This is a genomic window from Bradyrhizobium sp. 45, from assembly GCF_023073155.1.
GTDB classification, from domain to species: Bacteria; Pseudomonadota; Alphaproteobacteria; order Rhizobiales; family Xanthobacteraceae; genus Bradyrhizobium; species Bradyrhizobium canariense_D.
The window spans coordinates 1-9,503 of record NZ_JADPIX010000066.1; the positions used below are offsets into that span (position 1 = coordinate 1).

Sequence of the window (9,503 nt, forward strand, 5' to 3'; positions counted from 1 at the left end):
GGAAAAACTCTTCGCCGGTGAAGAACTGGAAATAAGGGTCGTGGACCCAGCGCTCGCACACCCCCTCATCGGACAGCCCGTAGATATGCTTGAGCAACAACAGCCCGATCATGAAGCGGGTCTCGATCCCGGGCCGGCCGTTCTCGCTGTAGAGCGGCGCGATCTCGCCGTCGATCCAGTCCCAATCGATCTTGCCGGCAAGCAGAACCACTCGTGCTTCAGATTGATGATCTGGTCCAGCCGCGCCCGGAACAGATCGTTCGATCCCGTCGTCCTGTGCTTCTTCGGTCGCATCGGCCCCTCCGATGCACCACAGAATCATGGTCCGCAGCGAAAGGGAATCCACAAACGAAAATTGCAAGGTTTGGGGGCCTCAAGCCCCCAATCCCTGCAATCTCAAATGCCGCCGCAACCGGAAAACTGACTCCTGCTCAATCGCTTAGTGCCTTGTTCACGGACGACGCTTTCGCGATCGTCAAATATCATCACGGCGATACCAACGCCGTCGCCCGCATCCAGAACTTGGTAAGATCTGAAGCCGTGCGATTGCCTTAGGATCTGGCCGACGCCGCTCTTGGCGCGGCGAGCGGCGTCCGCTACCGAACGAACCTTGGTGTACTTGCGAATGACCATGTACATGAGGCCACCATGCGCCACACGCCTCGACGCATCAAAGCATATCGGTCCCGGTCGGACTAGGGCCAACTTCCGAGACTTCCAAGCCCCTGGCTCCGGCGCTTGCCACCAGGCAGGGATTCGCATCCGTGCTGGCTTGCCCTTGTCCACCTGCTCTAGCGACGGTCTGTAGATAGCTATCGGTCAGATCTCATGATTTGCCGCGGAAGCAGGAGCACTACATTGATCTGGCGATCGAGGATCGTCGTGGCGATGATCGTCGTCTTCGAACTCATCGTGGCGGAGCATTTAACTTAGTGCTAGAGACAACCCTCGCTCAGGCCGGCAGACCGGCATCACATCCACAATCTTGCCTCCCGACCGGTTGCGCTTTCACATTGCCATGCCAGCGTGGAGATCGGTCCAAATCTTACCGCAGCGTCGCCCATCAACCGGGTGGTTGCGTCGCGGACCGAGGACAGGATCGTCGCCCGGCGAAACGTGGACGGCTCGATTAATTGAGCGCGCTGCCGCGTATTGCCGCCAAAGTGCTAGACGAGCTTATGAATTCGGGGGCCAGGCGCGCAATTAATCCATCACGCTGCCAGATTTAAGCCGCATGGGGCCCATATCGCCGCGAAGGCTTTGCCGGTGGGGACGCATTGGCGCGAATATCGGTGTTCGCAGTGCAATAGATCTTGCTCACTGTCCATTCGGTCTTGAACGAGGAGCAGAAGCCCTCCGTGGCCGCGTCGTTCCTTCTTGCTCGCAATTTGCGTTCGACCTTTATGGATCACTCGGCCTCGAGCTTCATGCCTTTCGGCTCGGCCAGAGATCAAAGAGCGTCAAGATGTTCTGCCGACCCCCGCCGCCCCGGAGCAGGACAACGCGACATGCTCGCGATGCTGGCGACGCTGGAGTTCTCGATCTCTGCTCTGTCGCGCCTTGGCCCCTGTCGCTAGCGCCCCTGAAACCTGAACAGCACATCCTGCATGAACCTCATCCCGCAGGATGCGCTCTTCAGAAGCTAGAACCGACAGCTATCAGCGGCAGCCGTAGCGACCGTTAATCAGAACGCGGAGACATGCCGTGCCAACCGCGGCCGCGCCAACGGCCGCGCCGCCTACGACCGCGCGCCATGTGGTGCGCCGTGCAACGCCGGCGACTGACACGAGTGTCAAGGGGCGCCCGACGCGCAGGGCGCCAATTTCCTCTATGTGCGCCGTAATGGGCCCTAGGGTTACCGGATCAACCAATTTGCAGCGCCGCGCGCCAATCAGCGTGAGGATGATTGGGGGGGCGTGCCCCGAATCGATGTGGTTTGCCATCGAAGCCGTGTGCGAGCGGCCACTAATCCTTACCTCCTCGTGATCTATGGCCTTTCCATGCTCGATCTAGTGGAAGGCGGATGCACTTAGGACGAACTGATGCACTGGCGCGAGCGGTTCAGGGCTCGCTGCGGGGCGGCCTGACGTTGCTCAGCAACAAGTCCGCTGCCAAGATCGACACGCTGGTCTATCGCATCAATCACGCCCCAACCGCGCCCTGTTTCGCCGGGGCAATTCGGAAGAGCGGAAATCGATCCATTGCCAGTGATCGTCCCTGAGGCACGGCTTACGGGCACCGAGTCGGCCATAGGCTCGATTGCCGCAGTGGCTGACGTGACGAGCGCGAACAGAGCGATGAGAACGAGCGGCGATGTTGGATCAGCGGATCCCCGGTTCGAGCCCTGGTGCGCCAACCATATCAAAACTGTTCGTATTCAATTAAATTACGGATGGGGTCGACGAGAACAAGGCGGATCTGGTGCGACGTTTTTTGCGTATCGTGCCCCGGATAGCAGTGCGACTTATGCTTTTCCTTTGTTTCTGCATCTTCGCGCAATGCGATACGGTGTGCAGATTAAACGGCACAGGTCGATTACGCGCTCGTCGTAGAATAGGATACCAAGGCGCGCAAATGCACAACCTGTTTTGCCTAGTCGCCTCGTGATCCCTCGACCGTTTCTGCGACAGCTTGGTGATTTAATCCCCGTCGCGGCAGCCAGGATCGGCAGGGCTTCGATCGACTTGATCTTCTCGATCGCAAAGCGCGAGGTGCGTGCTCGAAGTTGGAACCAGCAATCCGGCCATAATCAAGAAGCGTCGGCAGGGTGGGCTGGTACGGTGAAGTGAAAAATTGCGCCGTGGGGCTGGTTGCGCGTCACCCACAAGCGTCCGGCATGCGCTTCGATAATCGAACGACAGATCGACAGTCCCACCCCCAAACCGCTGGGCTTCGTCGTGTAGAAGGGGGCGAAGGCGTGCTCGAAGGTTTCAGAGCTCATCCCCGGTCCCGAGTCCTTCACCTCGACGAGAACACCGTCCGGTGCACCCTGCGCGGTGGTGATCAGCACTTTCTTGGCTCCATTCGCGACCGTGCCGATTGCCTGGACAGCGTTGATAATCAGGTTGAGAACCACTTGTTGCAATTGGACGCGGTCGCCCTCGACAAGCGGTAAGCTGTCTGCAAATTCCGTCTGCACTGAGATGCCGTTCTTCATCGCTTCGCCGCGGGTAAGCTCAATAACGTCCCTGATCGCCTCATTGATGTCCAAGCGATCCTTCCGGGGCGGTGCTTTTTTTACGAGATCGCGAATTCGTTGGATGATGTCGCTGGCCCGAGCGGTATCGTTCATAAGCCAGTCCAGTGATTCCCTGACCCTCTCAAGATCCGGCGGATTTCTGTCCAGGAAGCGCGCGGCCGCACCAGCATTCATGGATGCCGCGGCAATCGGCTGGCTCACTTCATGCGCGATCGAGGCCGTGAGTTCGCCCATGGTGGCGAGGCGGTTAGCGTGCGCAAGCTCCTTCTGTATCTCGCGCAGCGCCTCTGCGGCCCGCTTCTGTTCGGTGATGTGCCGTCCAACGCCGCGATAACCGATGAAGTGCCCGGACTTGTCGAGCACCGGTAGCCCGGAGACGGACACGTAGCGCTTGCCGCCATCGGGCGTAGGGCGCGCGAGCTCGAAATCGCGGAACGGCAGGTGGGCATCGAGCGTCTCCCGATGCTTGCGCCAAGCCTCCTCGTCGGGCTCCAAGTAGGGCACTTCCCAGCGCGTCTTACCAAGTTCAGAGCCCGACGCGGGTGCATCGACCATGCCTTCGGCGAATTCCTGGCGAATGAAACGATGCCGCGCATCGGATTCCCAGTACACGTCGAAAGAGAACTGTACGAGAGTCCGGAAACGCTCCTCGCTCTCCTGCAGAGCCACTTCCGATCGTTTGCGCTCCGTCAGGTCAACGACAAAGGAGACACCCTGGTCTCGTTGTTCGTCGAACGCAGCCATGCCGATCAACACCGACACGCGGCTTCCGTCCTTGCGGAAATACTCTTTCTCGAACGGCTGCACGCTACCCATCTTTTTTAGTTCCGGGATCCACCATCGCTCGTGGCGGTCGAGCCATTCAGGCGGCGTCAGGTCAGTCCAGCGCAGGCGGCCCGAGACGAGATCCTCACGGTCGTATCCCACGATGCTGAGAAACGCATCGTTGGCCTCCAGAATCGAACCTTCAAGCTCCCAGATGATGATTCCGATGATGTTGGCATCGACAAGGCGTCGGATTTTCGCTTCCCGTTCTCCGAGATCGCGGTACAAAGCCGCATTTTCCAGTGCGATTGCTGCCTGTGAGGCGAGCAGCTTCAGCACCGCAATTCGCGCCGGTGCAACAACGTAGGGCGTCAGTGTATTCTCGAGGTAAAGCACGCCGATAACTTTCGCACGGTTGATCAGGGGCATGCAGAGAATGGAACGAGCGTTGCGCTGATTAACGTAGGGGTCCGTGGCAAAGGGAGGCTGGACCGTGGCATCCTCGAGAACCGCGCACTCTCTAGTTCGCAGTACGTAATGGAGAACGGATTCGGGAAGGAGATCCGCGGTCACCGCTGTATTGCGCATTTCAACAGTAACTTTATCGCCGGTTGTGGTGGCTTCCGCTTCGATGCGCGGCTCGGTGTCGTGCGACAGGATCAGCAGACCGCGTTCAGCCCCTGCTTGTTCGATGGCAGTGCGCATGAGCGTCTCGATAAGCGTCTCCAGAACCATCTCACCTGACACCGCTTCCGACACCTTGATGACAGTGGCGAGGTCGAGATGCTCGACCGGCGCTCCAATCGTGCTCATCGGGCCTGGCTCTGATCTCGCCTCCCTGAGGTGCGGATGCATATCCTCAAGTTGCCGCACTTTGCCGTCTGCCCCCCAACGAACATAGCAGTCGCGCGCTCTCCGCAAATAGATGCCAGAAAATTCTTCGAAACCACGCTCGCCGTAAAACCGCGCGGCCAATTCATAAGCGAGCGCCTCGTGGTGGACGAAGCCGTTGTCGCGAGCGGAGCGGATGGCTTGTTCATAGAGACGCTCCGCGTCCAGTTCTCTGCCTTGGAGACGGGCGATCTCGGCGCCGGTTAGAATAGCGCGGTCCGCGAAATTCTCCGGGCAATTCTGTGCCCACAAATCGAGCTGCGTGTGGTGCCCAGTCAGGGCCTCAAGGTGCCCTTGACGTTGTTCGGGGTGTGCCGAATTCCAGCATGCAGCGTGCGATAGCGCTGCATAGAACTCGTATTCCACCGTCTCGAGTAGCTGCGGTGGTGACCACGGCAGTCTCCGTGCCTTCGATGCGGCGTCGACGGCCAGCGAATAGTCGCCGGCAAAGAAGCACGCTTGCAGCTTGCGGATCCAATACCAGCTCTCGGGCAGCGCGAATGCCGGATCGGCGGCCAAACGCCGTTCGAACCGAAGCTCGTCGGACGGGTCGTCGTGCAGAGCGCCGAAACGCCGCGTCAGGCCGCGCAGCATACGGATTAGCGCAACCTGCGGCATTATGATGTCGGCCACCAACGCAAACTTCGCCTTCTTGCTCAACTGCAACCCGTGCTCGGCTTCGCGCTGCGCTTCTGCAAGCGCATCGCCCGCCGCAAGGAAATTCGTATTCAAGCTGGCGCAACTGAAGGCCGCGAACGTGACATCGCCACTGCTGCTCGCGGCCTCAAATGCCCGCTGAAAGGCGTCTCGGGCATGCTGGAGGTGCTTGGTCCATGAAAGGACAAGGTTGCCATAGTTCAGGTAGGTCCTGGCGTGCACGCGCGAAAATCCGCACCGCTCGACCAGCTCAGTGCCGATACGGCTGAATCGAAGGCCCGCCTGATAGTCGCCGAAGCGCGCGCCGGCAATGGCGCCGAACATGACGTAAGGAACGCATGAAGCATCGTTGTTCCCCCACTCGAGGCTGATCTCCACCGCTTTTAGGGCCACCAGTGAGCGAAGGTTCGCATCAGTGAAAAACGCCGGCGGCATGAGCGCCGTCAAAAGATCTATGGTCGCTAGTGCGAGTGCATCACTCATTAGCGGCAGATCCAATAGCTCCTCGACCGACCGATTCCCGAGCCGAGATCGGACGTGCTCGTATTCGCGTCGGACGTGATCATCGCTTGGGTGGACTACCCATCGAATCCCGAGTTGTTCCAGATAGCTGAGACCGGCGCTAACCGCGCGGTCCGGCTCACTGAGCGCCGTATACAGATCCACCCGACGGCGCGCGACGACAGCAAGGTCGGCAGCGGTCGCGGTTCGCGTCGTCAGCTCCTGTAAGCGCTGTTCTGCCTCCAGGACCGAGCCAGTCACGAACTCGCATTCGGCGCGATGCAACTCGAACGCAAAGGCAAGCTGCTGGCGTTGTTCCCAGCAGTCGTCTGGTAACAATGCGGCACCGGCAGCGGCATAGTTGAGCGATGCCGCGTAGGCCGCCGCCTCCCACGCGCGCAGGCTGGCTGTCAGATTAAGCTCTGCGAGTTGCTCGCGTTCGTCTCGCGAGGTGATCAAGGACTCGCCACGGTTGAGCTGGTTGACGATCTCGAAAATAGCCTTCTCCCACTTCTCCCGGGGGGTCTGCGCCAGTAGCTCCCGACCGATTCGCAAATGCAGCGCCGCGCGTTGATCATCAGCAATCAGCGAGTAGGCGGCTTCGTGCACTCGATCGTGGACAAACCGATACACTCCTGGCTGGTGCTCGACCAATTCCTGGCGAATGGCCTCCCACAGATCCGCGTGTACCCGCTGCTCGGAGCGACCGAGGACGATCGAAATTGTCCTCGTGTCGGCGACGTTGCCGAGACAGGCCAGCCGCTGCAGCGTGATCTGCGTCTCGGCAGGCAGGCGGGTCAGCTTTGCGATCATCAGATCCACGACATTGTCGGTGTGGCCCTTGACGCGAATGCGAGCGAGATCCCAGCACCAGAACCGTGCGTCATGATCGAAGCGGACCAATCCCTCTTCGGCAAGCGCCTGAAGGAATTGAATCACAAAGAATGGGTTGCCGGCCGTCTTATCGTGAATCAACTTCGCGAGTGGCGCGGCACGCGTCGAATCGCAGCGAAGAGCATCGGAAATCAAACGCGAAATGTGTGAGCTGGCAAGCGGCGCTAAAATGATCTGCTGCACGTTAGCGCCAGCACTCTTTATGGCCTCAAGCCTGTACCACAATGGATGAGCGAAAGTGACCTCGTTGTCGCGAAAGGCGCCGATGAGCATCAGGTATTGCAGATCGGAGCGGGTTAAAAGGTCCTCAACCAGATCGAGCGTGGCGGCATCGACCCACTGGAGATCGTCGAGGAACAACGCCAATGGATGCTCGGACTGTGCGAACACCCCTATGAAGCGCCGGAGCACGAGACGGAAGCGGTTCTGTGCTTGCTGCGGGGGGAGCTCAGGGACGGGTGGCTGCTCTCCCACGATCAGCCGCAATTCAGGGATCAGGTCGGTAACGAGTCGTCCATTGGCGCCCAGCGCACCATGAAGCGCTTGGCGCCAGTGCGTCAGCTCGGCTTCGTTCTTGCTCAGAAGGAACCGCACGAGGCTCTGAAAAGCCTCCACTACCGTTGAATAGGGAATATCGCGTTTGTATTGGTCGAACTTGCCTGATGCGAACAGCCCGTGGGACGGAACAAGGCGACGATGGAGCTCATTGACTACCGAGGATTTACCAACGCCGGAATAGCCGGTAACCAGCATCAATTCCGGCGCGCCGCTCTTGATCATCCGGTCAAAGGCGGCCAGCATGGCTTCAATCTCGCGGTCCCGTCCGTAGAGCTTCTCAGGGATCCGCAGTCGGTCGGGCGTGTCGTATTGTGCGAGCGCAAACTCTTCGATGCGGCCTCCGGTTTCCCATTCGATCAGGCAGCGGCGTAGATCATGTTCGAGGCCTGAAGCGCTCTGGTAGCGTTGCTCGGCGGATTTGGCGAGCAGCTTGAGGACTATGGTCGAGATTGCAGCCGGTACAGTGCTTACCCGCTCGCCGGGCGCCACTGGCTTTCGCGCAATGTGGCAATGCACCCACTCCATGGAATGTGCCGCTGAGAACGGCAACGAGCCGGTCAGCATCTGATAGAGCGTAACGCCAAGTGAATAGAGGTCACTGCGGAAATCGATCGAGCGGTTCATCCATCCGGTCTGTTCGGGCGCCACGTAGGGCAGCGTGCCCACGATGAATTCCGGCGGCCCAGGGGCGCGTCGCTCGCGGGCGAGGCGCGAGGCGATACCGAACCCGGTGAACCGGACCCGTTCGTCCTCGCAGTTCACCATAATGTGCGCCGGCTTCACGTCCTTGTGGACGAGGCCGCGTTGGTGCACCTTGTTCAGGGCTGCGGCGATGCCGATCGCGAGCTGCAAAAAGCGTCCGATGTCCATGGGCGCACCAAGCAACTGTTCGAGCGGCTGGCCACCAGGATCCTCAAGCAGCAGCACTGGACGGTCACCATCGCACTTCAGCCCGAGCGGCCGCATTGCCCAGGTCTCATCTAATTGGTCTTTCAGCGCAAACTCGTGATCAAGACGATCGAGGAGGCCGGACGAAGCGTGTTTCGCCTTGGGAAGTACCGCCAATACAGTTCTGCATGCGCCATCGGAAGCCGGGCGCAATGGCCGACAAAAGATGCGGTCATCGTCCTCCCATAGCACTTGGAACCTGCTGTCCATGCGCATCAACCCAAAACACTGGGTTTAACCCCGAAGCCTCCGCGTGACCAATGTCAGGTGAGGAGGTACTGTGTTGCGCTCTGTGGCCACATCGACACTGCCATAAAAGCGGGGTTCTGCCCAGCGTAAGCTGCGGCGCCAGGCAGATGACGGCGAGAAAGCCGAAGCGGCGCTAGCCGGACATCAACCGTGATCGCGCGCGAGCCGGCGGGCGAATTCAGCGGTCTATCGAACTCGAAATATGCTGCCCGATGCGTCGCCACAACTTCTGCTGGCCGTCCGGACCGGCTCGAATGCGAACGGCTTCTGCGGCTCAGGTGTGGTCTGGGCACCGGATTGCTGTGCGGTGCGGCCCACGAGCTGATTGGCTCATAAAGCGGACGCGCACCGCCTTTGATTCCGGTCGCCGACCTTCATCCTACTCAGTGGTAACAATCCGTGGTTAATGTCACCATCATTCAGAATTCAGAGCTATCGGATGTAGGCGCGCCAGCCGCTGACAGCGCCCTTTACATCTCGCGGGGTCGATTGGCTTCGGCGCTGGCGTTTCGGTTCTCATGTTGTGCGCGGATCGGCCGATCCGTCGACCGTGCAGGCCACAGCCTCAAATAGCAGTTTGAGATAGTTGCAGGTCCTGATTTGCACTTATGCGGCTGTGTCGTTGGTTCGTTGGTTCGAACGTTTGTGAGATAGTACGACGTCCGAGGACACTTCCTGAAAGTAGCTCAAACTTGCCCAGATGGACTGGAGCGAGAGAGGATGATCGTACCGGTGGTCATCCGTAAGCGCTTAGCCGCAACCCTATTGAGGCTGGCTTGACGTTTTGCGGAATCGCCACGGCATGAGGTCTTCGATGCGGCTATGGGGATGGCCGTCGATG

The 9,503-nt window shown here is 59.6% G+C and carries 2 protein-coding genes and 1 pseudogene; all 3 read right to left on the bottom strand.

Translation table 11 applies throughout. The annotated features are described in order from the left end of the window. A pseudogene (locus IVB42_RS12660) lies at positions 1 to 294 on the bottom strand (transposase); the annotation flags it as partial. Positions 295 to 396: 102 nt separating this feature from the next. Continuing rightward, the gene (locus IVB42_RS12665) at positions 397 to 639 is read right to left on the bottom strand and encodes a hypothetical protein (protein ID WP_247395903.1); all 243 of its coding nucleotides are present in this window, start codon (positions 637 to 639) and stop codon (positions 397 to 399) included. A 2,110-nt stretch (positions 640 to 2,749) separates the two neighbouring features. Continuing rightward, the gene (locus tag IVB42_RS12670) at positions 2,750 to 8,629 is read right to left on the bottom strand and encodes an AAA family ATPase (protein ID WP_247395899.1); all 5,880 of its coding nucleotides are present in this window, start codon (positions 8,627 to 8,629) and stop codon (positions 2,750 to 2,752) included. Positions 8,630 to 9,503: the final 874 nt, after the last annotated feature.